General features: G+C 43.3%; 27 protein-coding genes and 1 pseudogene. 18 read left to right on the top strand and 10 right to left on the bottom strand.

What is annotated here, in order from left to right; genetic code table 11:
* Position 1: 1 nt before the first annotated feature.
* The 3 genes and pseudogenes from AB5706_RS20765 to AB5706_RS20755 form a co-directional block, all read left to right on the top strand.
* Positions 2 to 394: a VOC family protein gene (locus AB5706_RS20765; RefSeq protein WP_173735083.1), complete on the top strand. Its 393-nt coding sequence runs from the start codon at positions 2 to 4 to the stop codon at positions 392 to 394.
* An 18-nt stretch (positions 395 to 412) separates the two neighbouring features.
* Positions 413 to 1,777 carry an MFS transporter gene (locus AB5706_RS20760; RefSeq protein ID WP_173735082.1) on the top strand — a complete coding sequence of 455 codons (1,365 nt, stop codon included), beginning with the start codon at positions 413 to 415 and terminating at the stop codon, positions 1,775 to 1,777.
* Positions 1,761 to 1,922, top strand: a pseudogene (locus tag AB5706_RS20755) (carbohydrate kinase); the annotation flags it as partial. The gene AB5706_RS20760 and the pseudogene AB5706_RS20755, both read left to right, overlap by 17 nt.
* Here AB5706_RS20755 and AB5706_RS20750 read toward each other — a convergent pair.
* Positions 1,923 to 2,243 carry a hypothetical protein gene (locus AB5706_RS20750; protein ID WP_173735065.1) on the bottom strand — a complete coding sequence of 107 codons (321 nt, stop codon included), beginning with the start codon at positions 2,241 to 2,243 and terminating at the stop codon, positions 1,923 to 1,925.
* A gap of 184 nt (positions 2,244 to 2,427) precedes the next feature.
* Between AB5706_RS20750 and AB5706_RS20745 the strand changes: the two genes are divergently transcribed.
* The 9 genes from AB5706_RS20745 to AB5706_RS20700 all read left to right on the top strand — a co-directional run bounded on the left by AB5706_RS20745 (position 2,428) and on the right by AB5706_RS20700 (position 11,693).
* Positions 2,428 to 2,658 (top strand): hypothetical protein, encoded by a 231-nt coding sequence (locus AB5706_RS20745; RefSeq protein WP_118581275.1) that lies wholly within the window; start codon positions 2,428 to 2,430, stop codon positions 2,656 to 2,658.
* Positions 2,655 to 3,158 carry a GNAT family N-acetyltransferase gene (locus AB5706_RS20740; RefSeq protein ID WP_173769321.1) on the top strand — a complete coding sequence of 168 codons (504 nt, stop codon included), beginning with the start codon at positions 2,655 to 2,657 and terminating at the stop codon, positions 3,156 to 3,158. Before AB5706_RS20745 ends, AB5706_RS20740 begins: the two co-directional genes overlap by 4 nt.
* A complete protein-coding gene (locus tag AB5706_RS20735; protein ID WP_173771802.1) occupies positions 3,155 to 4,162 on the top strand; it encodes a LacI family DNA-binding transcriptional regulator in 1,008 nt (335 codons plus the stop codon). Before AB5706_RS20740 ends, AB5706_RS20735 begins: the two co-directional genes overlap by 4 nt.
* 19 nt (positions 4,163 to 4,181) lie before the next feature.
* A complete protein-coding gene (locus AB5706_RS23255; protein WP_442973339.1) occupies positions 4,182 to 4,376 on the top strand; it encodes a DUF6783 domain-containing protein in 195 nt (64 codons plus the stop codon).
* Positions 4,377 to 4,709: 333 nt separating this feature from the next.
* On the top strand, positions 4,710 to 5,975 hold the full coding sequence (locus AB5706_RS20720; RefSeq protein WP_368366304.1) for an ABC transporter substrate-binding protein: 1,266 nt from the start codon (positions 4,710 to 4,712) through the stop codon (positions 5,973 to 5,975).
* Positions 5,976 to 6,105: 130 nt separating this feature from the next.
* The gene (locus AB5706_RS20715) at positions 6,106 to 6,993 is read left to right on the top strand and encodes a carbohydrate ABC transporter permease (RefSeq protein ID WP_118581263.1); all 888 of its coding nucleotides are present in this window, start codon (positions 6,106 to 6,108) and stop codon (positions 6,991 to 6,993) included.
* Positions 6,990 to 7,832 carry a carbohydrate ABC transporter permease gene (locus AB5706_RS20710; RefSeq protein ID WP_173769318.1) on the top strand — a complete coding sequence of 281 codons (843 nt, stop codon included), beginning with the start codon at positions 6,990 to 6,992 and terminating at the stop codon, positions 7,830 to 7,832. Before AB5706_RS20715 ends, AB5706_RS20710 begins: the two co-directional genes overlap by 4 nt.
* 103 nt (positions 7,833 to 7,935) lie before the next feature.
* Positions 7,936 to 9,609 (top strand): glycoside hydrolase family 13 protein, encoded by a 1,674-nt coding sequence (locus tag AB5706_RS20705; RefSeq protein WP_173771800.1) that lies wholly within the window; start codon positions 7,936 to 7,938, stop codon positions 9,607 to 9,609.
* Positions 9,610 to 9,701: 92 nt separating this feature from the next.
* Positions 9,702 to 11,693 (top strand): TIM-barrel domain-containing protein, encoded by a 1,992-nt coding sequence (locus AB5706_RS20700; protein ID WP_368366303.1) that lies wholly within the window; start codon positions 9,702 to 9,704, stop codon positions 11,691 to 11,693.
* Between the two features lie 99 nt (positions 11,694 to 11,792).
* Here the strand turns inward: AB5706_RS20700 and phnE are convergent, their stop codons facing one another.
* The 8 genes from phnE to AB5706_RS20660 all read right to left on the bottom strand — a co-directional run bounded on the left by phnE (position 11,793) and on the right by AB5706_RS20660 (position 20,197).
* Complete coding sequence (gene phnE / locus AB5706_RS20695; protein WP_173771796.1) at positions 11,793 to 13,343, bottom strand: phosphonate ABC transporter, permease protein PhnE; 1,551 nt, start codon at positions 13,341 to 13,343, stop codon at positions 11,793 to 11,795.
* Complete coding sequence (phnC, locus tag AB5706_RS20690; RefSeq protein WP_173771794.1) at positions 13,336 to 14,115, bottom strand: phosphonate ABC transporter ATP-binding protein; 780 nt, start codon at positions 14,113 to 14,115, stop codon at positions 13,336 to 13,338. The genes phnE and phnC overlap by 8 nt, the downstream gene beginning before the upstream one ends.
* Positions 14,116 to 14,208: 93 nt before the next feature.
* Positions 14,209 to 15,240, bottom strand: a complete 1,032-nt coding sequence (locus tag AB5706_RS20685) for a phosphate/phosphite/phosphonate ABC transporter substrate-binding protein (RefSeq protein WP_148461651.1) — start codon at positions 15,238 to 15,240, stop codon at positions 14,209 to 14,211.
* A 767-nt stretch (positions 15,241 to 16,007) separates the two neighbouring features.
* Complete coding sequence (locus AB5706_RS20680; RefSeq protein WP_148461650.1) at positions 16,008 to 17,294, bottom strand: O-acetylhomoserine aminocarboxypropyltransferase/cysteine synthase family protein; 1,287 nt, start codon at positions 17,292 to 17,294, stop codon at positions 16,008 to 16,010.
* A gap of 204 nt (positions 17,295 to 17,498) precedes the next feature.
* Complete coding sequence (locus AB5706_RS20675; RefSeq protein ID WP_148461649.1) at positions 17,499 to 18,110, bottom strand: stage V sporulation protein AA; 612 nt, start codon at positions 18,108 to 18,110, stop codon at positions 17,499 to 17,501.
* A gap of 55 nt (positions 18,111 to 18,165) precedes the next feature.
* The gene (locus AB5706_RS20670; RefSeq protein ID WP_118581240.1) at positions 18,166 to 18,522 is read right to left on the bottom strand and encodes a SpoVA/SpoVAEb family sporulation membrane protein; all 357 of its coding nucleotides are present in this window, start codon (positions 18,520 to 18,522) and stop codon (positions 18,166 to 18,168) included.
* 113 nt (positions 18,523 to 18,635) lie between these two features.
* Positions 18,636 to 19,730: a stage V sporulation protein AD gene (locus tag AB5706_RS20665; protein ID WP_368366302.1), complete on the bottom strand. Its 1,095-nt coding sequence runs from the start codon at positions 19,728 to 19,730 to the stop codon at positions 18,636 to 18,638.
* The gene (locus AB5706_RS20660) at positions 19,727 to 20,197 is read right to left on the bottom strand and encodes a SpoVA/SpoVAEb family sporulation membrane protein (protein WP_118581234.1); all 471 of its coding nucleotides are present in this window, start codon (positions 20,195 to 20,197) and stop codon (positions 19,727 to 19,729) included. Before AB5706_RS20660 ends, AB5706_RS20665 begins: the two co-directional genes overlap by 4 nt.
* Positions 20,198 to 20,418: 221 nt before the next feature.
* Here AB5706_RS20660 and AB5706_RS20655 point away from each other — a divergent pair, with 221 nt between their 5' ends.
* The gene (locus AB5706_RS20655) at positions 20,419 to 21,423 is read left to right on the top strand and encodes an AraC family transcriptional regulator (RefSeq protein ID WP_118581232.1); all 1,005 of its coding nucleotides are present in this window, start codon (positions 20,419 to 20,421) and stop codon (positions 21,421 to 21,423) included.
* Positions 21,424 to 21,454: 31 nt separating this feature from the next.
* Here AB5706_RS20655 and AB5706_RS20650 read toward each other — a convergent pair whose 3' ends face one another.
* Positions 21,455 to 21,874 carry a stage V sporulation protein AB gene (locus AB5706_RS20650; RefSeq protein ID WP_173716322.1) on the bottom strand — a complete coding sequence of 140 codons (420 nt, stop codon included), beginning with the start codon at positions 21,872 to 21,874 and terminating at the stop codon, positions 21,455 to 21,457.
* 229 nt (positions 21,875 to 22,103) lie between these two features.
* On the opposite strand from AB5706_RS20650, the gene murB reads away from it, so the two are divergent.
* The 5 genes from murB (at position 22,104) to AB5706_RS20625 (ending at position 26,338) form a co-directional block, all read left to right on the top strand.
* Positions 22,104 to 23,015, top strand: coding sequence for a UDP-N-acetylmuramate dehydrogenase (gene murB, locus AB5706_RS20645; RefSeq protein ID WP_118581229.1), 912 nt, complete (start codon positions 22,104 to 22,106; stop codon positions 23,013 to 23,015).
* A gap of 117 nt (positions 23,016 to 23,132) precedes the next feature.
* Positions 23,133 to 24,011: an RNase adapter RapZ gene (gene rapZ, locus AB5706_RS20640; RefSeq protein WP_118581226.1), complete on the top strand. Its 879-nt coding sequence runs from the start codon at positions 23,133 to 23,135 to the stop codon at positions 24,009 to 24,011.
* A gap of 17 nt (positions 24,012 to 24,028) precedes the next feature.
* A complete protein-coding gene (gene whiA / locus AB5706_RS20635) occupies positions 24,029 to 24,988 on the top strand; it encodes a DNA-binding protein WhiA (protein ID WP_368366301.1) in 960 nt (319 codons plus the stop codon).
* Positions 24,985 to 25,239, top strand: coding sequence for an HPr family phosphocarrier protein (locus AB5706_RS20630; protein WP_195409473.1), 255 nt, complete (start codon positions 24,985 to 24,987; stop codon positions 25,237 to 25,239). Before whiA ends, AB5706_RS20630 begins: the two co-directional genes overlap by 4 nt.
* Before the next feature lie 31 nt (positions 25,240 to 25,270).
* Positions 25,271 to 26,338 (top strand): hypothetical protein, encoded by a 1,068-nt coding sequence (locus AB5706_RS20625; protein ID WP_302672206.1) that lies wholly within the window; start codon positions 25,271 to 25,273, stop codon positions 26,336 to 26,338.
* Positions 26,339 to 26,464: the final 126 nt, after the last annotated feature.

The following is a 26,464-nucleotide window of genomic DNA, read 5'->3' as shown; positions in this document are numbered from 1 at the left end:
TATGGAAAATAAATATGGAATTGTCGGAGTTGCCCATGTCGGGCTTCCGACAAACGATTTACAGAAAACAGTTGAGTTTTATAAGAGTCTTGGATTTGAAGTGATTATGCAGTCTTATAATGAAAAAGCAGGGGGAAAAGTGGCATTTTTACAGATAAAAAATTACTGTATAGAGACTTTTGAAAATGGGCAGGCGGCAATGTCAGACGGTGCATACCAACATGTTGCACTTGATGTGGAAGACATTGAAAGTATGTATCAGAAAATCTGCAATGAAAAATACACAATTATTACAGACGGAATCGAAGAACTACCATTTTGGGAAAATGGTGTGAAGTATTTTATGATTAAGGGCCCAAATGAGGAAAGAATAGAGTTCTGTCAGAAACTCTGATAAAAATAGGAGAGACATATGGGAAGCGAAAACAAAAATGGAAAAGTACCGCTGATCAGTAAGATTGCATATGGGTTTGGTGATGTTGGATGTAATTTCAGCTGGATGTTCGTCAGTAATTTTCTGATGATATTTTATACAGACGTGTTCGGAATCAGTATGGCGGCTGTGTCAGCACTTATGCTTTTTTCAAGATTCTGGGATGCAATCAATGATCCAATCGTCGGGGGACTTACAGATAAAACAAAATCGAGATGGGGACGGTACCGTCCATGGCTGTTAGTAGCGGCACCAATCACAGCGATTCTTCTTGTTATGACATTCTGGGCAAGACCCGACTGGCCGCAGAATGGAAAGATCATTTATATGGTAATTACATATTGTCTGCTGGTTTTGGGGTATACCTGTGTGAATATTCCATATGGAACCTTGTGTGGTGCTATGACACAGGATATTGATGAACGTGCAAAAATAAATACATCCCGTTCGGTTGCAGCGATGATTGCAATTGGTGTGATAAATATTATCACAGTTCCACTGCTCAGCAAATTCGGCAGTCATAGTGCAAAGACAGGATATCTGACGGTTGCGGTCATATATGGATGTATTTTTACAGCCTGTCATTTCTTCTGCTTTGCGAAGACGAAAGAGGCAGTGCTTACTCCGGAAAAAGAAAAAATTTCTGTAAAGATACAATTGAAAGCAGTCATGCAGAACAGACCATATCTTCTTGCATTGGCAGGACAGATATTATTTGGATTTACACTGTATGGTAGAAACGCAGATATTCTGTATTACTTTACATATGTGGAAGGGAATGCCTCCTACTACACAACTTATTCGATGTGCATCATTATTCCTTCTATCATCGGGGCAGCCTGTTTTCAACCATTATTCCGCAAGTTAAATAACAAAGGAAGAACAGCATCTCTCTTTGCTTTATTTACAGGAATTTTCATGTTGACTATGTTTTTCTTCAATGCCAAAGAATCACCGGCTATTTTTTATGCATTATCTGGTCTCACACAGTTTTTTTTCTCTGGATTTAATACCGCAATCTATGCAATTATTCCAGACTGTGTGGAATATGGGGAGTGGAAAACCGGACTTAGAAATGATGGTTTTCAGTATGCATTTATTTCACTTGGAAATAAAGTCGGAATGGCAGTTGGAACAGCACTTTTAGCAGGATTACTTGGAAAATATGGTTATATTGCAAATCAGACACAAAATGCAATTGTACTTTCAATTATGAAACATGCATTTACGACGATTCCAGGTGCACTGTGGATTGTGACTGCGGTTGTATTATTTTTCTACCGGTTAAATAAAAAACGTTATAACGAGATTGTGGAAGAACTGAAAAATGGAAGAAAAAGTTGATATCGTGGCATTGGGAGAATTGCTGATTGATTTTACGGAAGCAGGACACAGTCAGGATGGGAGAAAATTGTTCGAACAGAATCCCGGCGGTGCTCCGGCAAATCTTCTAACCGTTGCAAGCCACTTTGGGTATCGCACATCTTTTTCAATCAGATCTAAGATATTTCCTATTGTTTGAAATAGCTTTTTGTAACAATCTACTTCCATTCCATGCATTAAACATATGGGCTAATTTTCTCTGGTTGGATGGCTTGGAATAGTAAGCGGATATTTTAGGACTGATTTTAGTCTGACCAGTCATCCAGCGGCAAACCAGACCGTTGTCCATTGAAAAATCCTGATTTGCCGGATCATCCATAAAATCTTCAAATAATTCGTATAAAAAATCAGGCTGACTCATTTGATTACTTTCGCTGATATGGTTTTTTAAACAAGTGCTAATAGAAGAAAAATCGCATTGATTCAATAGAAATTCCCCTTTCGTAGTTAAGATTGAGTATATCTATCATAACACGAACATATATTCGATTCAAGAAAATGCGGATATTTTTAAAGTGATTGTGTCAATTTACAATCAATTTCTATTCAATGTGGTTTTCCGGCAGGTTCTGTAAAATAAGCTCAGATCAAAACAATGACGGGAGGAGCTTATGCAACAGAATATTGAATTTGAGCGGTGCATTGATTTTCTGGTACGGATGATTGATAAGTACGGCGATGAAGTCCTCCGGGACACTTCAAGGGATATTTCAAGGTATGCCGTTTGCCGTTATTACATTGACGGAAAAAAGACGCAGAGGTATAATAAAAAGGAGTTTACGGTCTTTTCCCTATTAAAGTGGAGAGAGCGCATGAAATATAAAAGGATGAGGAAAAAATGACAACCAAATACGAATTCAGAGACATTCTTCCAGAGGAGTTAGATCAGGTGATTCAGATCGAGCAGATCTGTTTTCCGCCAAATGAGGCTTGCTCTGCCAAGAGTATGAGAGAACGAGTGGCAAATGCACCAGAGACATTTATGGTTGCAGTGGATAAAGAAACAGGTAAAGTTGCCGGCTTTCTCAATGGGGTGGCAACAGACGAAGCAGTTTTTCGTGATGAATTTTTTACGGATAGTACTCTTCACAACCCGGAAGGAAAGAACGTTATGCTCCTTGGGCTTGATGTTCTTCCGGAGTATCGCCACCAGGGGCTTGCCCGTGAAATCATGACACGATATGTGGAAAGAGAGCAAAAAAGAGGACGCGAATGCCTGTACCTGACCTGTCTGGATAACAAAGTAGAGATGTACAAAAAAATGGACTACACCGACAACGGAATTTCCGGTTCCGCTTGGGGCGGGGAAGAATGGCATGATATGAGCAGGAAAATCAGATGATCCGGCTTCAGGATATTGCGGATATGGCGGGAGTGAGCAGGACTACCGTATCAAATGTAATAAATGGCAATACGAAAAGAGTTTCCCAGAAAACCATTGATAAAATAACGGCAATCCTGAAAGAACAGAATTATGTTCCGCATATGGGTTCCGTTATGCTGTCCGGACATGGTTCCAGGATCATAGGCGTGGTACTTGGTTTTGCCCAGGCTCATGGAATGTACTCCCTGCAGGACTCCTTTGTAGGAGAACTGGTAGGAACCATTCAGATGGAAGCTGAAATGAAAGGATACTATGTCATGCTGATCGGAGGGGAGAATATCCAGAACGTGGTGGATATTGCTTCCAGATGGAATGTAGAAGGACTGATCATTCTGGGATATAATGATGAAAAATATCGGAAATTGTCCAGAAAGCTGAATAAGAAAATGGTTCTCATAGATGCCTATCCCGCAGGAGAATATTTTTTCCAGAATGTGGGAGTGGATGATTATTCAGGCGGCTATCAGATTGGAAGTTACCTCTGTTCCTGCGGTTTTGACAAAGCTTTGTTTCTTGCAGAAACAGATATTGACAGTGATTACAGCCGTTGGATGGGCTTTAAGCAGGCTATGGAAAAAGAAGGAAAATTCTGCAGCCGCACTCGTCTGATCGTGATCCCGGGGGAAAGAAACCGCCGTATCCAGAAATATAAAGAACTTCTTCCGCGTTTTCTGCAGGTAAAAGCAGTGGCATTTTCCTCAGATTATGCAGCAATTGAGGCCATGAACTTTTTGTCAGATCATGGAATTAAGGTTCCGGAACAGGTATCTGTTACCGGCTTCGACGACAGTATCTATGCCAGAATGGTCCGTCCAAGACTTACAACAGTTCATCAGGATGTAGGTCAGAAGGCACATTTGGCGTTCAGCCGCCTGCTTCGGATGGTTGCCGGGGAGCAGTTAAAAGAGTTTAATATAAAAAGTCCGGTGTACCTTGTAAAAAGAGATTCTGTGAAAATATGAACAGATCGTTCAAAAGAATTTGAAGAGAAGACAGTCAGGCTATAGAGCCTGTTTGAAAAATCATTCCCGCAATCTGCACGCCCCACTTTGCGGGAGATTTCACCCGAATTCGGTTGCCGTAGCCCGCTACGGCGCCCTCATCCGGGCGAAATCTCCCACAAAGTGTGACGCACATCTTGCAGAAAGCCTTTTTCAAACACGCTCTGGAGCCTGACTGTTTTTTTCGTAACAGAAGATTACGTTTGGATTCCCTGTTACATAAAGAAAACAATTTGCATGAAATCCCTGCTATCCGGGGAAATTATAAGACAGGGGGGACAATCTAAGAACTCATGAATCTGCATGATAAAAAAATATACAATATGCACAAAATACAAAATAAAAGTTTGTCTACAATTTAAGTTTCTCGAGAAACCTGTTGATTTTGCTGGAAAGTTACGATATTATGAAGCCACCGAAAGGAAAGCAGGACAGACGTGTCCAGGAAAGCTTTCAATAAACAAGTGCTGCGCAGCTTTCATTAAGTAAAATAATGGAGGAAAGAAAGATGAACAAGAAACTTATTTGCACATTAATGGCAGGTGCACTGCTGGTTGGTACAGTTACCGGATGCGGCAGCTCCTCTGAGGGAGAATCTTCCGCAAAGGGAACGGAACTGGAGCTTTTTTCCAGCAAGGCCGAAAACAAGGACATTCTTCAGAAGCTGGTAGATAAGTTTAATGAAACTCATAAGGACGTGACAATCAAGATCACAGCTCCGGCTGATGCAGGAACTGTATTAAAGACCAGAATGGCAAAGAATGATATGCCTGATATCGTAGCAATGGGCGGTGACAACAACTATACAGAGGTGGAAAGTGCCGGAATGCTGGTAGACTTAAGCAGCGAAGATTACGTTTCCAACATTCAGGAATCCTACCTTCAGATGGTATATGATGTAAACAAGGACAAAGAAGAGAAGGTATATGGCGTTCCTTATGCAACAAACGCTTCCGGTGTCATTTATAACGTTGACAAATTCAAAGAACATGGAATTGAGATTCCAAAAACATGGGATGAATTCATTGATGTGCTCGAGAAACTTCAGGATGCAGGTGAACAGCCACTTCTTATGACATACAAAGATGCTTGGACAAGTAACTGCCCATGGAACAGTATTGCATCTGACCTTGCTCCGGAGAGCTTCAATGATGACCGTAAAGCCGGCAAGACCACATTCGTTGGAACACACGAGGAAATTGCAGAAAAATATATGAAGCTTCTTGACTATGCTCAGTATGATTTTATGGGACTTACCTATGATGATGGAAATAAAGCTTTTGCAAATGGCGAAGCAGCCATGATCATCAATGGAAACTGGGCAATCAACCAGTACAAAAATGCAAATGCAGATATCAATGTGGATATGTTTGCACTCCCGGCTTCCAATGAGAAATCCCAGAACTATGTAACCTCTGGTGTAGATGTACTTCTTGGTGTATGCAAAGACAGTGCAAATGAAGAAGTGGCAAAAGAATTTGTATCCTTTATGCTTGAGCCGGAAAATGCAAAAATGTACATTGATGATCAGTTTGCTTTCTCAGCTGTAAAAGGTGTAGAGCAGGAGAATGAGACAGTGGCAGGTGTGAAAGAAGATATTGCAGCTGGAAAGGTTGCAAACTTCCCAGATCATTACTATCCATCCGGATTTGATATGTCCGCACTTCTGACCGAAATGTGCCTGAACTACACAAACGGAATGGACAACGAGGAGAACATAAATCAGTTCCTTGCACAGTGCGATGAGAAATATGACATTGCAAATGTAGACTGATCTATGTGACTGATGGAAAATACAGGCGAAAGGTGAAGAACGTGAACTGTCACCTTTTGATCCGTATGAATTGTAAGGCTGCTGGCCACTGAGTGAACAGCAGCCTTGTAAGAAAATAAGGGAGGATTCCATGAAGAATAAAGCCCCACGGAAAAAACCTGCTGTTAACCGGGTTTACTACATTTATGTAGGAATTCTTGCAGTTCTGTTTTTCACTTTCCACACCATTCCATTCTTAAAAGGTGTTATGTACAGTTTTACAGACTGGAGAGGATATGGAGAGTGGAATTTTGTAGGACTTCGAAATTATATCCATATGTTTTCTGATGTGGATACAGGAAATGCATATTTGTTTACATTCAAATTTGCGGTGATCACTACTATTCTGGTAAACGTGATCAGTCTGATACTGGCCTGTGCATTAAATGCAAAGATCAAGTTTAAAAACACAATCAAAGCTTTTTATTTCCTTCCATATATGCTGGGAAGTCTGATCGTAGGATTTATTTTCAACTATATTTTTGCGAACCTGATTCCACAGCTGGGAAAAGGCCTTGGAATCAAAGCTTTAAGTGTAAATATTCTTGGAACCAATCATGCTATCTGGGGAATTGTTGCGGTATCCTTATGGATCGGATGCGCTTTTAACACCTTGATCTACATTGCAGGACTTCAGTCCATTGACACAGATGTATATGAGGCTGCTGACCTGGATGGAGCGACCGGCTTAAAAAGATTCAGCAAAATCACGTTCCCTCTGCTGGCACCATCTTTTACCATCAATATGGTACTTTCCGCAAAGGGTTATCTGATGGTTTACGATCAGATCATGGCTATGACAGATGGCGGTCCTGGAACCAGCACAACATCTATTGCAGTATTGATCTACAAAAAGGGCTTCGGAGGCGGACAGTTCGCTTATCAGTCAGCCAATGCGGTTATGCTTTTTGTTGTAGTAGTACTGATTTCCGTATTCCAGCTGCGTGTACTTGAGAAGAGGGAGGAAAAATTAGGATGAAACAGAATACAGTGAAAGTAAAAGAGCGTTACAACTGGCCTGTTACGATCCTTCTGATCATTGGAATCGTACTTGTCATCCTGCTGCCTCTTTATATGGCACTGATGATTGCCATCAAGGATCCAACAGATATGAACAACATTCTGGCACTGCCAAGAAAAATCAGACTTCAGAACTTTGCAGATGCCTGGGTAATGACAAATTTTCCAAGAAAGTTTCTTAATACAGCATTTATCACAGTGGTGAATCTGATTTTTACACTGATCACAAACTCTTTTGCCGCTTATGCCATCACAAGAAACCGTAAAAAGAGCAAATTCTTTTCCCTCATGTATTATTACTTTATCAGTGCCATGTTTATACCGTTCCAGGTAATCATGCTTCCGCTGGTTGTGCAGGCAAATGCTTTTCACCTGGATAATATTTTCGGAATTACATTCCTGTACATTATTTTCGGTCTTCCTATGAATACGTTCCTTTATACAGGGGCAGTAAAGGCAATCCCGGAGGCACTTGACGAAGCAGCCATGATTGACGGGGCAAATCCGATTCAGATTTTTTCCAGGATCATTTTCCCGGTTCTGAAGCCTACCACAGCTACAGTAGCAATTCTTTCCTTCATGTGGACCTGGAATGACTTTACCATGCCATTGGTACTGTTAAGTGATGAAAGCCAACAGACACTGCAGCTTGCCCAGTATGTATTTAAAAAACAGTTTTCTGTTGATTATAATCTGGCATTTGCTTCTTATCTGCTTGTTCTGCTTCCAGTGCTGATCGTGTATATTTTCTGTCAGAAATGGATCATGAATGGTGTAGTAGCCGGTGCAGTAAAATAGAGAAAACAAATACGCGCCATGGGAATATTTCACTGCGGTCATGTACCGGGGAAGAATATTCTGTGGGAAAATAAATATAGAATATCAGGAGGACAGCCAGGAAATGAAGAAGAACTGGTGGAAAGAAAGTATTGTATACCAAATTTATCCAAAAAGCTTCAATGACAGCAATGGGGATGGAATTGGTGATATCAGAGGAATTATAGAGAAACTTGATTATCTGAAGGAACTTGGGGTAAATGTTCTGTGGATCTCACCTATGCTGGAGTCCCCACAGGATGACAATGGCTATGATATTTCAGATTATCGCAGAATTTACAAAGATTACGGAACCATGCAGGATTACGAGGAACTGCTTTTTCAGGCGCATGAACGTGGAATCAAGGTGCTGATGGATCTGGTTGTAAATCATACTTCAGACGAACATCAGTGGTTTCTGGAGAGCAAAAAGTCCAAGGATAATCCGTACCGTGACTATTACATTTGGAAAAATCCGGTAAACGGAAAGGAGCCAAATAACTGGGGCGGTGTATTCGGCGGTTCTGCATGGGAATACGACAATGAGACACAGATGTATTACCTGCACCTGTTTTCCAAAAAACAGCCGGATCTGAACTGGGAAAATGAGAAAGTGCGCCAGGAAGTTTACGATATGATGAAATTCTGGTGTGACAAGGGAATCGACGGTTTCCGTATGGATGTGATCAGTATGATTTCCAAGGATCAGGCTTTCCCGGATGGAGAAGTGAAAAGCGGCCTGTATGGAGATTTCGGTCCATACTGCGTTCACGGTCCGCGGGTCCATGAATTTTTACAGGAAATGAATCGTGAGGTATTGTCTAAATATGATATCATGACAGTTGGGGAAACTTCTGGTGTTACCATTGAAGAGGCACAGAAATATGCCGGGGAAGAAAGTGGCGAGCTGAATATGGTGTTCCAGTTTGAACATGTTGAAGATGCTTCCCCGCATGCGGAGTTTGGTAAATGGACCACTGACAGATATGACTTTAAGGCTTTCAAAAAGACGATGATCAAATGGCAGGAAGAACTTCAGGGAAAAGCATGGAACAGTCTTTTCCTGGGAAATCATGATCAGCCAAGAAGCGTTTCCAGATTTGGAAATGACAATCCGGCATACAGAGAAACTTCTGCAAAAATGCTGGCAACCTGTCTTCATATGATGCAGGGAACTCCTTATGTATACCAGGGGGAAGAGCTTGGCATGACAAACGCATATTTCCATAAGCTGGAAGATTATAAGGACATTGAGAGCATTCAGTATTATACAGAGCTGACAGATGCAGGGCTGATGGAGCCGGATTACATGATGAAATGTCTGATGCTCAGAAGCCGTGACAATGCAAGAACACCTATGCAGTGGGACGGTTCAGAAAAAGCAGGTTTTACAGATGGAGAGCCGTGGATTAAAATAAATCCGAACTGTAAAGAAATCAATGCAGCCAGTCAGTTGGATGATCCGGATTCCATTTTCCATTATTATCAGAAACTGATCGCTCTTCGCAAGGAGAAAGATATTATTGTGTACGGTGAGTTTGAACCGCTTTGCCGTGAGGATGATCAGATTTTCGCATATATGAGAAAGCTGGATGAGGAAAGACTTCTTACAGTCTGCAATTTCAGCCAGCAGTCGGCAGAATTTGAAGTTCCTGCAGAATTTGAAGGTTCCCAGTGCCTGATTACAAACCTTGACCGAAAAGTATTTAAGGGTAAAATCGTGCTGAAACCTTATGAGGCATTTGTGTTATATAAATAAACAGGTTACTGGACGAGAAACGGACAGCAGCATAACCAGACTTAAAGGGGCAAAATTTTTTGCCTCTTTTTTGAAAGACGAGGAAGATTGTTATGATCAGAAAATACAGATACGGAGCTCCTTTTGATACGGAGGCAGTAACAGAGAAGATTGAAACAGCGAATGGCGCTTTTCCTTATGGAAAAATCAGCCTGGAAAAGGGCTTTGATTTTACATATGTGATGGATGAGGATGATATTGTTTATGGACTTGGGGAAGCCAACCGCGGCATCAATAAAAGAGGATACTGCTATATCAGCAATTGTACCGATGATCCAAACCATACGGAAGACAAGCGTTCTTTGTATGGTGCCCACAACTTTATCATTGTAAGCGGAAAGACAACATTTGGACTGTTTTTCGACTACCCTTCTGAACTGACCTTTGATATTGGATATACCAGAATGGACACCCTGAAAGTGACATGCGCAGATGCAGATCTGAGTGTGTATGTGATTGAAGGTGAATCTGCCTATGATATTGTAAAGCAGTTTCGCCATGTGATCGGACGCAGCTATATTCCCCCGAAATTTGCATTTGGTTTCGGACAGAGCAGATGGGGATATACCACCAAGGAGGATTTTCGCAAGGTGGCAGCCGGCTATCGTGAGAATCACATCCCTTTGGATATGATCTACATGGACATCGATTATATGGATTCCTATAAGGATTTTACTTTGAATCCGGAGAATTTCCCTGATTTCCCGGATTTTGTAAAAGAGATGAAAGACCAGGATCTACGCCTGATCCCTATTATTGATGCTGGTGTAAAAGTGGAAAGCGGCTATGAGGTTTACGAGGAAGGTGTGGAAAAAAGATACTTCTGCCAGCGGGAGGATGGAAGTGATTTCGTGGCAGCCGTATGGCCGGGGGATACTCATTTCCCGGATTTTCTGAACAAGGATGCCAGAAAGTGGTTTGGAGACAAATACAGCTTCCTTATTAGCCAGGGGATTGAAGGCTTCTGGAACGATATGAATGAGCCTGCTATTTTCTATTCCTCAGAGGGAATGGAAGAGGCGAAGAAACTTGCCGGAGAGTTTTCCCAGGATAAAGAAGGTAAGATCCACATTTGGAAAATGCAGGGCGAGCTAAACGGACTCGCAAACAACCCAGAAGATTACCGCAGATTTTATCATAATGTGGATGGCAAAAAGATCCGTCACGACAAGGTACATAACCTGTTTGGCTACAATATGACAAGAGCAGCAGGCGAAGCATTCGACCGCATTGATCCGGAGAAGCGTTTCCTGATGTTTTCCCGTTCCTCCTATATTGGAATGCACCGTTACGGCGGAATCTGGATGGGAGACAATAAATCCTGGTGGTCACACATTCTTCTGAACCTGAAAATGCTGCCGTCTTTGAATATGTGCGGATTCCTTTACACAGGAGCAGATCTTGGCGGATTTGGTGCGGATGCAACAAGAGACCTGGTGCTTCGCCATATGGCACTTGGGGTATTTACTCCGCTTATGCGTAACCATTCCGCAATCGGAACAAGAGAGCAAGAGTGCTATCAGTTTGAGAATGTTGAGGATTTCCGAAATGTGGTAAATACGAGATACCGCCTTGTTCCGTATCTGTACAGCGAATACATGAAGGCCGTTTTAAACGATGATATGTATTTCAAACCACTTGGCTTTGTTTATCCGGATGATAAGATGGCAATCCGGGTGGAAGACCAGCTGATCCTTGGAAATGAGATTATGATCGCACCGGTTTACGAGCAGAACGCAAGAGGGCGTTATGTTTACCTTCCGGAAGAAATGAAGTTTGTGAAATTTCTGACAGACGGAAGTATTTCTGAGGAGATTCTGGAAAAGGGCGTTCATTATGTGGAGGTTGCCTTAAATGAAGTGCCTCTGTTTATCCGTAGTGGTAAGTGTATTCCGGTTGCAGAGGCTGCGGAGTGTGTGAAGGATATTGATACTTCCAAACTCACTATGCTGGGATATGAAGGCAGCAGTTATACTTTGTACGAGGATGATGGCGTGCATAAGGAGTACGATAAGGCTGAGAATTATAGAAAATTAGAAAAATAACAGAATGAAAAGATCCCTTGAAAGTCTTTGGAAATTTCACGACGAGGTTTAAAAGATTTTTTAAACAGGATCCAGAAGACAGAAAATCGGAGCTGGCCATCAATTTCCAGCTCCGATTTTTTCAGATACCATATCGATAAACCACACCAACAGAATCAATCCCAGCATGATTGCACCAGCTTTTTCCCAGGCATATTGATTCATGGAAAAAATAAGGGGCGCTCCGATTCCGCCTGCGCCTACCAGACCGAGAACGGAAGCTTCACGGATGTTTACATCAAACCGGTAGAGGATGATAGAGGTGAAAACAGGCTTCAGCTGCGGCAGGACACTGTGGCAGATGGCGGGAAGAGGACGGACCCCCATGGCCAGCAGCGCATGATAGGGACGAGGGTCCAGGGCATCTAGTGCTTCTGTAAATCTTTTGGTGAGAAGTCCGATACTGCATACGGCCAATGTCAGCACTCCTGTGAAAGCTCCTGGCCCGGATACCCGGATGAAAATCAGTCCATACACCAGAAAAGGCACCGAACGGATTACCATGATCACCAGGTTAAAAAGAAAGGACACAGGAGCAGGTACGAAACGTTTGGTATTTAGAAAAGCCAGCGGTGCAGATACAATGGCTCCGATTACCGTTCCAATAAAAGCAATGCACACTGTTTCCAGTAAAAGATACCCAAGCCCATCTTTTTCAGCCGAGAAAAAGAAGCTCCAGTCTGGCTGCAGAAAGCCAGCAAACATATTTCGCAAAGTCTGTGGACTGGTTCTGGAAAAATCCGGCAGGGAAAGGGTAAACGTGCAGATCAGAAACAGGGCAGCCAGAAACAGAAGCAGCAGTCTGGCCTGCTCTTTTTTTATTGTGCGCTCTTTTCGTATCAAGGCGGCCAGATACCGACTGAAATATTCAATCACACACACTGTTAGAAACAGCATCAGCAGAATGGTCCCCACTTTGTCATACTCCAACCAGGAAATCTTCTCATTGAGAAGCAGTCCGATACCGCCAGCTCCCACATATCCTAAAATGGAGCTGTGCCGTACATTAGTTTCCAACAGGTAAAGTGCATTGGTGAGAAAGCCAGGAATGATCTCTGGTAAAATTCCATGGATATAAGCCACATACTTTGAAACACCCATAGCCCGAAGTGCCTGGTAAGCTTTTACATCGGCGGCACTTGCATCCTCGTAGGTAAGTTTTGTCATAATGGCAAAGGTGTACAAGGTAATGGCAAAAGTACCTGCAAAGGTTCCAAGCCCGAAAAGAAAGGTAGCAGTAAGCGCCAGAATCAAGGCTGGAAAAGAACGGAGAATCTGGATTACAATTCTAAGTATCCGTCGTATTACAGCTGGAAATCCTAAGTTTGCAGCGCCAAAAGGCGAGAGTACAAGGGCAAAAAAGATGCCAAGTACCGTTCCGGTAACAGACATCTGAATGGTGTAAAAAAGTGGCAGCAGGATCTTCTGAATATAGGAAAAATCTGGCGGGATCATATCCACGACCAAGTCGGTGAGGTGGTTCCTTCGTTTCCAGAAAGTTACAAGGTCACAGTCTGTGAAATTTGCTGCAAGGAAAAACAAAATCAGAAAAGAAATTGGAACAGCAAATTTTGCCACAATGGAATTTTTGCTTATTTTGTTATCATTCATAAGCGACACCTCGCTTATTCTCTATCTGAGTATCATTTTTGTTATAAATTTGTGTAGTGATAGAATCAGTCAGATCAGCAGTCTTACCGTCAAATACAACCTTGCCATCTTTCAGACCAATAAGTCGGTCGGAGAACTCCTGGGAGAATTCCAGATTATGGCTGTTCATTAAAATGGTGACACCATCCGTCTCATGAATACTCTTCAGCAACCCTAGAATCTGTCTCCCGGTAACTGGATCAAGAGACGCCACCGGTTCATCTGCCAGCAGGATCGCCGGGTGCCGCATAAGTGCTCTTGCAATTGCCACCCTTTGCTTTTGTCCGCCAGACAGATTCTTAATCGGTTCCTCTGCCTTTTCCAGAAGTCCAACCCGATCCAGCAGTTTCAGAGCTTCTTCTTTACGTGTTTTTCCATAAAGTCCAAACACGCCTTGGAAAAATCCCATATCCGGAAGTCCGGCAGTCAGCACATTCTTCAGACAGGTAGAATTCTCCACCAGACAAAAGTCCTGATAAATAGTTGCGATGGATTTTTGCAGTTCACGTTTTTTCCTTCCTTTTAGAGAATCAAAGCGCTTATCATCCAGAAGCACCTGTCCGCCAGTGCACTCCATCATTCCATTGAGAATGCGAAAGAGCGTTGTCTTCCCCGCCCCCGAAGGCCCGATCACCGAGACAAACTCTCCCTGCGAGACGCGGAAATCCACATCTATCAGGGCTTTTGTGCCATTATGAAATTTTTTTGCGATATGCTGAATCTGTAAATTCATAGATAAAATTGACCTCGTTTAAAACTACTGCCGAGGCAAATAATCTGCCCCGGCAGTTTAAAATATTTTGTAACTATTCAGAAAAGTTGAAGTCTATTCCATAGACTTCAGCAGCTCCTGCGCCTCGCGCTCGCCATCGTAATTGGAGTCATCGCCCCATTCATATCCAACCTGGCTGAACACGCTGATAATATCTTTTCCCTCGTCCGTATTCGCAATCTCAATAAAGGAATCTCCCAGCGCCTGGCGGAAATCTTCATCCTGCATAACTTCAGAAGTTTTGCTGTAGGCAATCATATCATTGTAAATCTTATCTGTAACTCCGATTACACCAGTCTGATTTACCATATCATCTGTACCTCCGAAGGTCTCTTTCCATTCCGGTGCGTATTTGGTACGGATGTGGCCATAAGAAACCATCACATCAGCCTGTCCGGAAGCCAGACGTGCAAGAGAGGTTGTATAAGAATCAGATTCTACCGCATTTGCCAGATCACTGATTCCCTTTCCATATTTTTCGTTCAGCCATAAGCTTGGATAAATATAACCGGAAGCTGAAGTTGGTCCCATAACAGCCCAGGTAGCATCGTTCAGATCATCCCAGGTAAGCTCTTCGCCGTTATTTACCTTTTCCAGTAAAGCCTGTCCCTTTTCGCTTGGACCTGCCAGAATAATAGAACGGTAATAGGTAGACATCTCATCGGTGTTTTCTTCGATTGTACCATCATTCCAATCTTTCGGATCATCAGAATCTTTGTTGATTCCATAGCGAAGGGCGGTAAGAAGAACGTCACAGTCATCAGAGAAAAGTACGTAATTTCCGCCGGAAATAAATCCGATATCTGCGCTTCCTGCACTTAAAGCCTGGCCAACAGCGGTGTAGCTTGTACCTACTGTCATGTCCACGTTCTCCACGTCATACCCCTTGGTGAGCAATGTTTCCTTCAGTAAATCTTCCAGCGGCTCTGTAGCAGTGGTGATGGTGTCGGAATCTGCATATGGGGAAAATGCAATCTTCAGAGAATCAATGGTTTTGGTGTCCTCTGCAAAAACAGTGACAGTGCTCCCAACGGTAAGTCCCAGGCATAATGCCAGGGAAAGTGCGGATACAATGTGTTTCTTCATAGTGAAATACCTCCATGCTTTTGTTTGATCATATAATGTGTTACTGCGCATTTGAAATATGACGCAAAGCGAATCGCTGCGAATAAAATGGGCAGTAACTTTATTTCTGCTGGAAGTCGGTTATAACGAGAAAATTGCCCAATTTCTTACTATAGAATGTTTGAAAAAATTTTTCTGCAAAGCTGGGAATAGAGATTACAGCAATGGACTCTCAAATATGCCATGGTGAGAAGGGCTCATTATTCATGTAAATAAAAATACATGCCTCCCAGCATGTATCGAAAATGACTTTCGAGCAGATGCTGACAATCCACCTGCAAAAAAACAGGTGAACAGGTTTCGGTCGATCCTGACGGGATCCTCTCAACCCGGACCTACGGGCTCCCTCGCAATCTGGTTTTCGTCATCACAAATTCTGACCGCAGCACAAGGGCGCTCCCCCTGGCACTGCATTCCGTTAACCGGATAAATTGTATCATACCTGTCCTGGAATTACAATAAAAAATTCTGGTATAGCATTTGTAAAAATGTAAAAATGTAAAAATGGAGATGGAGAAGTTATTGCTTATTCGAAGTTCAATAATATGGAAAAAAAACATGGCAGTTCTCCATCGAAAATAATTGACGTGGTATATGCTTTAGTGAGGAAAAGAAAAATCCCCGTAACAGATCAAATTTAAGGTCTGTTATGGGGATTTATGTGTAGGAATAGTTATAAAAAGTGTAAAACTCTATAATTTCAATCCGTTATTGTGGAAAGCATGCAATTATTTAATTGCATCCAGCGCATTGGAAATATCCGCGATCAGATCCTCTTTATCCTCAAGACCAAGACTGATACGGATCAGCTCTGCCGGTACGCCAGCTTCAATGAGCTGCTCGTCTGTCATCTGTCTGTGGGTGGAGGTGGCAGGGTTCAGGCAGCAGGTTCTTGCATCTGCTACGTGAGTCTCAATTGCGCCAAGCTTTAAGTTCTGCATAAAGGTGGAAGCTGCTTCACGGCCGCCCTTCAGACCGAAGGAGACAACACCGCAGCCGCCGTTTGGCAGATATTTCTTCGCTCTGTCATAGTATTTATTAGATGGAAGTCCAGGGTAATTTACGTAAGCTACCTTCGGATGGCTTTCCAGAAATTCTGCTACAGCCTGTCCATTCTCCACATGCTTCGGCATGCGTACATGCAAGGACTCCAGTCCGAGATTCAGGATGAAAGCACTGTTCGGGGACTGCATGGAACCGAAATCACGCATAAGCTGAGCGGTACATTTCGTGATGAATGCGCCTTCTTTTCCAAATTTCTCAGCATATGTAATTCCGTGATAGCTCTCATCTGGCGTGCAAAGTCCTGGATATCGGTCTTTGTGCGCCATCCAGTCAAAGTGACCGCCATCAATTATAGCACCGCCTAATGCTGCACCATGTCCGTCCATGTATTTGGTGGTGGAGTGAGTAACAATGTCAGCACCCCATTCGATGGGGCGGCAGTTTACTGGTGTAGGGAAGGTGTTATCGACTACAAGGGGAACCCCATGTTCGTGAGCAACTTTTGCAAAAAGTTCAATATCCAGGACGGTAAGTGCCGGATTCGCAATGGTTTCGCCGAACATAACTTTGGTATTTGGCTTGAAAGCTGCGTTTAATTCTTCTTCAGTAGCATCTGGGGAAACAAAGGTTGCGGTGATACCCATTTTGGCCATGGTAACAGAGATTAAGTTGAAGGTTCCGCCATAAATGGAAGAAGAAGCCACAATGTGGTCTCCGCACTCACAGATATTGAACAGAGCCATGAAATTGGCTGCCTGTCCGGAAGAAGTGAGCATAGCTGCAGTTCCACCCTCCATTGCAGCAATCTTGGCTGCAACATGGTCGCAGGTAGGATTCTGAAGGCGGGAGTAGAAATAACCCTCAGCTTCAAGGTCGAAAAGTTTTCCCATATCCTCGCTGGTGTCGTATTTGAATGTTGTTGACTGAATGATCGGGATCTGTCTTGGTTCACCATTTCCCGGTTTATATCCGGCCTGAACACATTTTGTTCCCATTCTGTAATTGTTCATGATGTGTCTCCTCTTCTGGTAAAATAAGCTCCCTGTGGAAAAGTGTTCACAGAGAGCATTCACATAAAGATATAGTATCATTTTTTTATAAAAATAGCAACGGCTTGGTGCAAATTGCGGCGCGAAATCATGCGAATGCATGATTTCTGTGCATCGCGAAGCGTGTTACTGGTCACGGAGTGAACAGTAACTTACTGTGAGCGGTCATTCTTTATTTCGTGAAATATCTTCAATGATCGTGGTATTTATGTCATCTTCATACAGACGCATCTGCACCTGCATAGGTGTGGGATCGTCGGTGAGCTTTATTCTACCGAAGTGGTTGAAGAAGAACAGGACACCAAGACCGATACCGAGAGAGTAGGAGATTTCCAAGACAGTATTGCCGGTTGTGGGCTGTCCGGTGACCTGGGTGTAGATCTGCTCAAATAGAGCGGGGATGTCTACGTCATTGTTAAAGGTCATAATGGAAAAGCCTGCACCGAAAAAGGTGGCGAGGCAGACAAATATGACTTTGCACCATCTTATAACAATATTGACAGTTCCTTCCTTCTGATAGGTGATGATGAAGTTTGGTTCGCCAATATGCGTAATAGCAAGATCAGGCTCTTTGAGCTGGATATCATTTATAAGATCCATAACAGAAATCACATACCTGCCTGTCTTGTCCGGATCCAGGTTTGCTACCGGGAGAACCCGCAGGTGATTTAAAATTTTGGAATTGGTGCAGGATAGCTTAGCAATGTCCTGGAGATAGACATGGGGGTGATGAACCTCCACGTTTTCTTTGGTTTGGATGTATAGTGTGTCACTCATGAAATTCACTCCCATTGCAAAAAATGTTGGTTACAGGCAAGGATAAAGTACGTTGTTATTCTTTCATTTTCGGTTTAAAAAACCAGCTTGCCAGATAAGAAAAAATCAGGGCTGCAGAGACACCAGCTGCGCAGGCGGTGAAGCCTCCTGTGAAAAGCCCGATGACACCATCTGTGTCGATGGCTTCTTTCAGACCTTTCCATAGTGTATTCCCGAAACCAAGTAGTGGCACAGCAGCACCGGCACCGGCGAAATCAATCAGAGGCTGATAAATGCCTATGGCGCCAAGAATAGAGCCGGTGCATACCAGAAGAACCATGACACGTCCGGGCATAAGTTTGGTTTTATCAAGTAAAATCTGGACAAGGGCGCAGATCAGGCCACCTACCCAGAATGCATTAAAATAGTCCATGGAATCATCTCCTCATAGATACAGACAAAGATAGTTGGTAGAGACAGATTATAATTAATACAGTACGGTTTATAGGATTGCAATTATACAGGAAGTACGCACAATTATTTAGTTTACTGCTTTTGATCTTTTTTTGAAACATGCTCTAACACTACCGCATGTGCAATCCCCGGAATGGAATCTCCCTCATTAAAACTTGTTTTGGAAAGCAATGCTCCTGTAGGAACAAAGAGCACCCTTTTCCAGGTTCCTTTTGCCAGTTCCGGCAGAATATAGGCAGCCAGCACAGATGCACTGCACCCACAACCACTTCCACCAGAATGAGTATCCTGTGTTTCACCATCAAAGATTAAAAGCCCACAGTCCTGATAAATGGACTCTATATCATATCCTTTTTCATTTAACAGATCCAGTAGGATCCGTTTTCCAACAGCTCCCAGGTCTCCGGTGAAGATTGCATCGTAATCATCAGGTGCTCGGCCAAAGTCACAAAAATTCCGGTAAATGGTATCGCAGGCGGCAGGTGCCATGCATCCACCCATGTTCAGAGAATCCTTAAGTCCAAAGTCAATCAGCCTTCCAGTGGTAAGTCCTGTTATTTGGACACATCCTTCTTCTGAAATAAGCGACTCAGTCTTTTCCGGGATTTCCGGAACAGGCAAAGTTCCGGAGAGAACACAGGCACCGCTCCCGGTAACCGTCCACGTGGCTGAGAGAGGACGCTGGTTTCCGTAAGCCAGAGGAAATCGGAATTCTTTTTCTGCGCTGGCAAAATGGCTGGAAGTGGCACAGAGAATATGTTCTCCGTATCCGGCTGCAACAGACATGGCGCCAAGAGAGAGGGATTCCCCTATGGTGGAGCATGCACCGAAAAGTCCGTAAAATGGGATTCCCATTCCGGCAATTCCAAAGGAAGAGGCGGTAGTCTGAGCCAGAAGATCACCTGCGAAGGTCATGCGGATATCCCCTGGAGTAAGTCCGGCTTTTCCAAGGGCCAATGCGGCTGCTTCTTTTTGCATGGTGCTTTCCGCAGCTTCCCAGGTAGCCTCTCCAAACATAGGTTCTTCGCAGACCAGATCAAATTTGCTTCCAAGAGGTCCTTCCCCTTCCTTTTTTCCAACTACAGAAGCACAGCTTATAACGTAAACCGGATTCTGAAAGCTCATACTGGCAGAACCGGTAAGTCTGGCTGGTGTCTGTGGATTCATGAAATCACCTCCATTATTTTCAGAAGATAGTAGATCACTCCGGCAATCCAGGAACTCATGATTCCGTAAAGGATTACAGGACCTGCAATGGTGAAAATCTTGCAGCCGATTCCAAAGACCTGCCCCTCCGTTTTATATTCAATGGCAGGGGCGGCTACGGAATTAGCAAAACCGGTGATTGGAACCAGACTTCCCGCTCCGCCAAATTTTCCAATCTTTGGATAAATATTAAATCCAGTAAGAATAACACTGATGAAAACCAGGGTAACAGAACACCAGGTACCGGCCATATCCTGGTCTAATCCTCTGGATTTTGCAAAATTTGTTATAATCTGCCCAACGACACAGATTACACCGCCTGTGAGAAAAGCCTTTGCCATGTTCATGGGAAGACTGTGGGTAGGGGTGATCTGTTTTACATAGTCGGCGTATTGTTTCTGCTTTGCTTTTGGTATGGAACTGTTCATAAATGCCTCCTGTAGCTATGATGAATGGAATTGCTTGCTTAGAGTACAGTAACCTTTTGGTTTCTATTATTATGTGAAAAAATATGTGAAATATACTTTCTTTTTAGCTGAATTTATACTATCATGATAGTATTGTTATAGTTATTACGGAAGATGATGCTATTGCTCATAAACAGAATGACAGTAGCCTCATATTATAAACCGAAGAAGAGAGGTACCTTATGGGAAAATATTTTATAGGGAAGGGAGTACAGCTCCTTACAGAGGAAACTGAGAATAAGATCAGAATCTATAAGCTGGGACTGCTTCAGCCGGAATTTGGACATATGCCATGCATCAGTGGGAATGCATTCACTTTTCTATTGGCAGAAGAAGGAGAAATACAGTGTCAGATAAATCAGGAAAAAGTAGATCTGGAAGCTGGCGAGGCGTTATTTATCAATGCAGGACAGTCCTATCGTCTGGTCAGAAGTGAGAAGGAAAGCAGCAGTTTTTATATAATTGAGGTGGCTGGAGAGTATCTGGCAGCTGGAGATGAGAGCCTTCAGAATAAATATATTTCACCGGTTGCAGAAGCAGAATCCTTCGCTTATTGCAGGTTTATGCCGTCAGCTGAGGAAGATACAGATGAAGACATTCTTCTTCAGGCACTTCTCGCCGCTGCGCAGACAGCAGAAGGCAGGGATATGGCCTATGAACTGGATATGAAGAGCTGGCTGTTCACTGCATGGGGAAGTCTTTATAAGAAATTTGCCCAGCCGCGTCCGGAATGTAAGAATGCAGTGATCAGAGAACGGGTGAAACTGAATCGTATGACAGGATATCTCACTGAGCATTGTAACGAGAAACTGACTCTTTCTGCTATGGCAGAAGCATGTCAGGTAAGCACTGGTGATTTTTGCCGTTTCTTTAAGAAACATATGGAGATGACTCCATTCGAATATTTGCAGAAATGCAGAATTTGGAACAGTATGGATGCAGTTCTGGAGAAGACAGCTTCCATGGGAGATATTGCAGTGGAAAATGGTTTTGCAGGAGCAAGCTATTTTTCAGAGACTTTCCGAAAAGAGATGGGCTGTTCTCCTGCAGATTATCGGAAATGGTACCGTGACCTGTCAGATGAATGTCCGATAATCACCGGAGAAAATAAAGAAGAAAGCGCCAAGGTGTCAAAGAAGGATAAAAAAGGAAAGTCTGGTAAAAACGTTCCTTCTTATTTATTATAGAAAATTAGCTGCGTTGATTTTTTTACGCAATTCAGGGAAACCACCGTTTATAAAAATAATACAAAGATCCCAAAGCTTTTCCGAAGGCCACTGCGATCACGACCCATCGGATTCCATTGGTCAGTTTGATCCTTCTGGAAAAGATGGGGAAAACATCTGCCATCTCAGCAAGTGCCATGATCCATCCGCCCAGGAAGATACCGGAAAAAAGTCCATAAAGGAGCAGAGTAAAGGTTCCGCCTGGAATGTGCCAGCCATAGAGGAAAAAAAGGTTGCCACATACAATGCCAAGAAGCGTAATATCTTCATATAACAATATATGTTTTCCTGTATGAGTGATACCGGCATAGCGGGGAACGATGGAAAGACCGATAAGCAGGCCAACTACACCGCCTGCGATGATGATTCCAGAGCAGAAGCCAACTATGGATAGGAAAATTTGCTGGAGCATGGGTGAGATCTCCTTTCACGAAACGAACCTGTCGCTGAGAAAAGTTTGTTGTTTTGCAACTGTCATAACAACATTTAGTATGGAAAGAATCTTGGAAAATATGCGTTTTTTCTGTACATTTGTGAAGTTAAATAGTATAATAAAACGATGCGGCAATGGAAAGAATAGGATTGGCGCAGATATCATTTGATAGAAAAGTTGAGTATAGAAAGATAGAGGATGTAAATCTGTGAATGTAAATTTAAAACAGCGGTTCCAGGAAATTCTGGAAGATAACCGGATACTGGAAGCGGAGCTTATGAGCAGGCATACTACATTCCGAATTGGCGGTCCGGCAGATTTCTTTCTGGTACCGGAGAATGCTGATGAGATTAAGAAAATCATAGCTGTTTGTAAGGAAAAAAATGTTCCGTATTTTATTCTTGGAAATGGAAGCAATCTTCTTGTAAGCGACAAGGGCTATCAGGGAGTAGTAGTGCAGCTGTATAGAAACTTTGGACAGATCAGAGTTGAAGACAGCAGGATCCATGCCCAGGCAGGAGCTCTTTTATCTGGAATTGCTGCAGCTGCAAGAGAGGCATCGCTGACTGGCTTTGAGTTTGCAGGGGGAATTCCGGGAACCTTAGGCGGCGCTGTGGTGATGAATGCAGGAGCGTATGGCGGAGAAATGAAGGATGTTCTGAAAGAAGTCACGGTTCTTACTCCAGAGGGCGGAGTCCTGACCTTGCAGGCAGATGAACTTCACATGGGTTATCGAACCAGTGTGATAAAAGAAGCAGGCTATATTGTTCTGGAAGCTGTCATTTCTCTTGAAAAGGGTGATCAGGAGGAGATTCGCAGCCGTATGCAGGAGCTAGCAGGGATGCGAACCAGCAAGCAGCCACTTTCTTATCCAAGTGCAGGAAGCACTTTCAAACGGCCAGAGGGCTATTTTGCAGGCAAACTGATCATGGACAGCGGATTGCGAGGCTATCAGGTAGGCGGTGCCCAGGTTTCTGAGAAGCATTGCGGTTTCGTGATCAATACAGGAAATGCCACAGCGAAAGATGTTACCACACTGATGTCTGACGTTCAAAGAATTGTTATGGAGAAATTTGGTGTGAAGCTTGAACCAGAGGTGAAGTTTCTGGGAGAATTCTAGATCCATAAAGAGTCCTTTGGAATGGATTTAAGACACATAAGAGGCAGAAGAGTCCGTTTTACTGCTACTGGTCAGGCCGTGAGCAGTGACACTGTTTTGCCCGGCAGGAGATGAATTATGCGATTTGTAATTGTTACAGGCGTTTCCGGCGCAGGTAAGTCTACTGTGCTGAAAATGCTGGAGGATGCCCACTATTTTTGTGTGGACAATCTTCCTATTCCATTGGTGGAGAAATTTGCTTCCCTGATGCTGGAAGTACATGAAGAGGGAGTCCAGAATGCGGCTCTTGGTATTGATGCCAGAAGCGGTCACTCTCTGGAAGAACTGGCACAGGTTCTGGACCATATGAAAGAAGCTGGATATGATTTTGAGATTCTTTTTATGGATGCAGAAGATTCCGTGCTGGTAAAGCGTTATAAGGAGACCAGACGCAGCCATCCGCTTGCCAGTAACGGCAGGGTAGATGACGGAATCCGTCTGGAACGTCAGAAAATGGATTTTCTTCGCAAGAGAGCTGATTATATTATTGATACCAGTCACCTTCTTACAAGAGAACTGCGCCAGGAAATCGAGAAGATTTTTGTAAATAACGAAAAATTCTGTAATATGATGGTTACGGTTCTGTCTTTTGGATTCAAGTATGGAATTCCGGCAGATGCGGATCTGGTATTTGATGTGCGTTTTCTTCCGAATCCATATTATGAGGATGAATTACGTCCCCTTACCGGTATGGATGAGAGCGTGTTTAATTATGTAATGGATAATGAGACTGCAAGGATTTTTGCAAATAAACTGGAAGATATGGTGGAGTTCCTGATACCTAAGTATGCACAGGAGGGTAAAACAAGCCTTGTAATTGCAGTTGGCTGCACAGGGGGCAAGCACCGTTCCGTTACCATTGCAAGGGAGTTGTACAGCCGGATCGCCAGAAATGGTGAATATGGCTTTCGATTGGAGCACAGAGATGTGGATAAAGATCGCCTATTGAAAAAATAGAAAGAGGAGATCGCGGAATGTCTTTTTCAGGGATGGTGAAAGAAGAACTTTCCAGGCATATCGGCTCCGGAAGACACTGCAGGATTGCGGAACTGGCTGCAATCTTTACTTTCTGCGGCAGCCTGGAGGCTGGAACTGATGGGAGAAAATCCCTGCGTATCCAGACAGAAAATGAGGCACTTTCAAGAAAAGGCTTTACATTATTGCAAAAAACATTTAATATAGAGACAGATGTATCAAATTCCCGGATTGACTGTTTCAGAAAGGGAAATCTTTATTGTATTTCCATTATTGATCAGGTTTTGGTAAAGGAAATACTGGATTCTGCCAAGCTGGAATTTTCGGGAGTGAGCGGAGGAATGCCACTTGTATCCAATTCTATTGTATATCAGAGGGATTGTTGCAAAAGGGCGTTTGTACGCGGTGCTTTTCTCTCGGCAGGTTCGATCAGTGATCCGCAGAAGGGATACCATTTCGAAATTGTATGTCCCAGCCGGGAAATCAGCGGGCAGCTACAGGAAATCATTCACAGCTTTCATATAGATGCCAAGATGGTTCTGCGTAAGAAGTCCTATGTACTCTATGTGAAAGAAGGCGCACAGATCGTAGACATGCTTGCTATTATGGAAGCAAATGTTGCTCTTATGGATCTGGAGAATATCCGTATCCTGAAAGAGATGCGTAATTCTGTGAATCGGAAGGTAAACTGTGAGACTGCTAACATAAATAAGACGGTTAATGCAGCAGTGAAGCAGATCGAGGATATCAGACTTCTTGAGGAAAAGGTGGGCCTGGAGAGTCTGAATGAAGGACTTGAGGAGATCGCCAGATTGCGGCTGCAGTATCCGGAAGCAACACTTAAAGAACTAGGATTGATGTTGAACCCACAGGTTGGAAAGTCTGGAGTAAATCACCGGCTTCGTAAATTAAGCCTGCTTGCAGATGACCTGAGGGAAAACAAGGAGGAGTTATTATGATTAAAAAACCAATCACCATTCACCTGACCACAGGACTTGAAGCCAGACCCGTTGCACAGCTGGTACAGGTGGCAAGTCAGTTCAACAGTGAAATCTATGTAGAAGTAGGCAAGAAGAAAGTGAATGCCAAGAGTATTATGGGTATGATGACACTGGGACTTGACGCCGGTGAGGAGATTACACTTTCTGCTAATGGTGAAGATGAAGAAGCTGCGATGAGCAGTATTGAACAGTATCTGAGCAACCAGTAAAGGCTGCCGTAAAAAGTGAGGATGGTTACCAATGTCTAAATTTCTAAAATTTATAGTACATTTTGTTGTAATATGTACCATACTTTGTGTGGTTGCATTAGCGGTTCCTCCATTCTTTGGAGTGACTACTGAAATCCGAGACGACTCCACAGTCAAGTCAAATCTGGCAATGGGATCTGTTACATATGCAATTCCGGTTAAGACCGAGGACGCAGCTCTGGGTACACCGATCCTTGTAAATGATGAGAATGCAGTGTATCGCTATACACTGGCCAGCGCTGATGTTGCAAATGGTACAGGTACTGCTATGGATCCAACTGTTTCTCAGGGACAGCCGATTAATGTGGCAATTGGAAGCTACCTTCCGAAAATTGTTGTAACAATTCCGTTTATCGGATATCTGATGGCAGCTACCAAGAGTATTGAGGGTCTGATTGTTCTTGGGCTTACCGTTTTGTTTCTGATTATTCTTTATGTAATCGCAGAACTCTGGAAAAAAGATCTGGATGATTATGACGACTATCCGGAGGATACAGAACCAGGATACGTGAAGAGCCGTAAAGAGCTGAAGAAAGAAGAAAAGCGTAAAGAGCGTGAGTACCGTGATGAAGAGCGTGAAATCAAAGCTCAGGGCAAGCGCAGCAAGAAAGAGAAGCGTAAGATCCGTACCGGTGGCTTTGTGGATGAAATCGATGAAGATGATTTTGATGTAGAGGAAGAGGAAGCGCCACAAAGAGCTGTACAGAGTGCTACAAGTGAAGCACATGAACTTCTGAAGAAAGAAGTAGCAGCAGCTACTGCAAAAGACTCCAAACCAGTCAGGAAGTCTGCTAAGCCTGCAACACAGACTAAGAAGGCAGCACTGAAGAAGAAAGCAGCTCCGGAGATTCATGAGGAAGAAGAGGATAAACCAGTTGAGATCAAGAAACTGGCAATCCCAAGATATTCACCGGCGCAGCTTGCTGCGAAAGCAAAGAAAGAAGGAGATGCTCCTGACATTGTAAAGGATGAGATAACCAAGGTAACTTTGTTTGATTATTCTGATATCTTTGCTGACGAAGATGAGGATGAAGACGAATACTATGATGATGAAGATTAATTCATTATTATAATAGGAAAGAAGAGGCATTCGATGATGCCTCTTCTCGTTTTTACTTTATAGGAAAGACCGCCTGTGGCGCTCTCTTGAATTGAAAAATGCCCGCACGGAGGCGGGCACGACGAC

It is taken from the genome of Ruminococcus sp. RTP21484sp1_RTP21277st1_D2_RTP21277_210401 (genome assembly GCF_040924225.1).
Classification (GTDB): domain Bacteria; phylum Bacillota; class Clostridia; order Lachnospirales; family Lachnospiraceae; genus Blautia_A; species Blautia_A faecis.
Note: the sequence above shows the minus strand (reverse complement) of the source record. Positions and strands in the feature narration are given on the sequence as shown.

Coding starts and splice junctions, on each gene's coding strand:
- AB5706_RS20715 (WP_118581263.1), top strand. CDS start 6,106: ATGAAGAATAAAGCCCCACGGAAAAAACCTGCTGTTAACCGGGTTTAC.
- AB5706_RS20670 (WP_118581240.1), bottom strand. CDS start 18,522: ATGGACTATTTTAATGCATTCTGGGTAGGTGGCCTGATCTGCGCCCTT.
- phnE (WP_173771796.1), bottom strand. CDS start 13,343: ATGAATGATAACAAAATAAGCAAAAATTCCATTGTGGCAAAATTTGCT.
- AB5706_RS20625 (WP_302672206.1), top strand. CDS start 25,271: ATGTCTAAATTTCTAAAATTTATAGTACATTTTGTTGTAATATGTACC.
- AB5706_RS20760 (WP_173735082.1), top strand. CDS start 413: ATGGGAAGCGAAAACAAAAATGGAAAAGTACCGCTGATCAGTAAGATT.
- AB5706_RS20630 (WP_195409473.1), top strand. CDS start 24,985: ATGATTAAAAAACCAATCACCATTCACCTGACCACAGGACTTGAAGCC.
- AB5706_RS20735 (WP_173771802.1), top strand. CDS start 3,155: ATGATCCGGCTTCAGGATATTGCGGATATGGCGGGAGTGAGCAGGACT.
- AB5706_RS20675 (WP_148461649.1), bottom strand. CDS start 18,110: ATGAGTGACACACTATACATCCAAACCAAAGAAAACGTGGAGGTTCAT.
- AB5706_RS20685 (WP_148461651.1), bottom strand. CDS start 15,240: ATGAAGAAACACATTGTATCCGCACTTTCCCTGGCATTATGCCTGGGA.
- AB5706_RS20665 (WP_368366302.1), bottom strand. CDS start 19,730: ATGAATCCACAGACACCAGCCAGACTTACCGGTTCTGCCAGTATGAGC.
- AB5706_RS20655 (WP_118581232.1), top strand. CDS start 20,419: ATGGGAAAATATTTTATAGGGAAGGGAGTACAGCTCCTTACAGAGGAA.
- whiA (WP_368366301.1), top strand. CDS start 24,029: ATGTCTTTTTCAGGGATGGTGAAAGAAGAACTTTCCAGGCATATCGGC.
- AB5706_RS20700 (WP_368366303.1), top strand. CDS start 9,702: ATGATCAGAAAATACAGATACGGAGCTCCTTTTGATACGGAGGCAGTA.
- AB5706_RS20660 (WP_118581234.1), bottom strand. CDS start 20,197: ATGAACAGTTCCATACCAAAAGCAAAGCAGAAACAATACGCCGACTAT.
- AB5706_RS20765 (WP_173735083.1), top strand. CDS start 2: ATGGAAAATAAATATGGAATTGTCGGAGTTGCCCATGTCGGGCTTCCG.
- AB5706_RS20740 (WP_173769321.1), top strand. CDS start 2,655: ATGACAACCAAATACGAATTCAGAGACATTCTTCCAGAGGAGTTAGAT.
- AB5706_RS20680 (WP_148461650.1), bottom strand. CDS start 17,294: ATGAACAATTACAGAATGGGAACAAAATGTGTTCAGGCCGGATATAAA.
- AB5706_RS20650 (WP_173716322.1), bottom strand. CDS start 21,874: ATGCTCCAGCAAATTTTCCTATCCATAGTTGGCTTCTGCTCTGGAATC.
- AB5706_RS20745 (WP_118581275.1), top strand. CDS start 2,428: ATGCAACAGAATATTGAATTTGAGCGGTGCATTGATTTTCTGGTACGG.
- AB5706_RS20705 (WP_173771800.1), top strand. CDS start 7,936: ATGAAGAAGAACTGGTGGAAAGAAAGTATTGTATACCAAATTTATCCA.
- phnC (WP_173771794.1), bottom strand. CDS start 14,115: ATGAATTTACAGATTCAGCATATCGCAAAAAAATTTCATAATGGCACA.
- AB5706_RS20710 (WP_173769318.1), top strand. CDS start 6,990: ATGAAACAGAATACAGTGAAAGTAAAAGAGCGTTACAACTGGCCTGTT.
- AB5706_RS20720 (WP_368366304.1), top strand. CDS start 4,710: ATGAACAAGAAACTTATTTGCACATTAATGGCAGGTGCACTGCTGGTT.
- rapZ (WP_118581226.1), top strand. CDS start 23,133: ATGCGATTTGTAATTGTTACAGGCGTTTCCGGCGCAGGTAAGTCTACT.